Source organism: Oleiphilus sp. HI0117 (assembly GCF_001635235.1).
This window is the reverse complement of sequence record NZ_LWGA01001361.1, coordinates 1-1,022: the sequence shown is the minus strand read 5'-3', so window position 1 is coordinate 1,022 and position 1,022 is coordinate 1. Positions and strand designations below refer to the sequence as shown.

At 44.5% G+C, this 1,022-nt stretch carries 2 protein-coding genes; both read right to left on the bottom strand.

Annotation, left to right across the window (positions count from 1 at the left end; all coding sequences use genetic code 11):
* Positions 1-551 (bottom strand): UvrD-helicase domain-containing protein (locus A3757_RS23365; RefSeq protein ID WP_156506517.1); only part of this gene is annotated, 551 nt, incomplete at its 3' end.
* A gap of 162 nt (positions 552-713) precedes the next feature.
* Positions 714-1,022: hypothetical protein (locus A3757_RS27315; RefSeq protein WP_231878365.1), on the bottom strand; the 309-nt coding region annotated here is incomplete at its 5' end.

The window sequence follows — 1,022 nt, the reverse complement described above, 5'->3', positions numbered from 1 at the left end:
GACTGTTGGCATTGCTCTTCATAACGTTGGTAGAGCGTTGCCATTACTTGATCGAACTGGGAATGAGTCGGCGGTAAATAAGCGGCGCGAACGCCTTCATCTTTTTTACTGTTGATAAAAGACTGAACTTGCTTAGGCGGCCATCGCGACTCATCGATGTTCATTTCACGCATGATTCGCTTTACGATCCGAAGCTGGTCGTCGGAGTCGAGGATCTGGAAGTTATCCGGAAGATTTGCTTCTTTGGAATGTGCGCGCAGAAAACGGTGAGCAATGCCATGGAAAGTACCAAACCAAAGGTTTCGTGCAGGCAGGTCCAACAATTGCTCGATACGGCCCCTCATTTCCTTGGCAGCTTTGTTAGTGAAGGTCACTGCCATAATTGAAGAAGGGCTTAAGCGTTCAATTTCCATCAACCAGGCAATTCGGTGTACCAATACTCGGGTTTTGCCACTTCCGGCTCCAGCAAGAACCAATAAGTTTTGCATAGGTGCAGCAACAGCACTGCGTTGTGCGTCATTCAAACCGTCAAGAATATGGGATACGTCCATGGGGGTATTTTTACCGAGAACTAATGATTATATGAAAATATTGCTGCTCATCTTACAGCAGCTATGTAAGAGATCAAGATGTGTTGGCTTGCTAAATGTAGGACGAAAAAAAGGGCCTCAAAGGCCCTTTGATATCCGCTGAACTCACGGAAACTTTGACTGCTAGAAAAGAAAGTAGATATATAAACCAATGTGGCTACCGTCAGAATCAGGGCCTGAGTCTACTGAGCTACCATTGTACTTTGTTACTTCGTAGTTTATATCGACGTACCTTAAAGCAATGACTGCACTATCAGAAGTCTTATATCCGTACTCTATAACTAAGCCGCTGGCATCTTCGAATTCAGCATTCTCGTCAAGCCCAATATCATCTGATTCTGCTTCAAATTCTGGGCTGGTATGTAAAGTCAATCCTCCACCAAAACGGTGCTTATCATAATTATAGAAGCCTAATAGTTCGACTGGAATGCG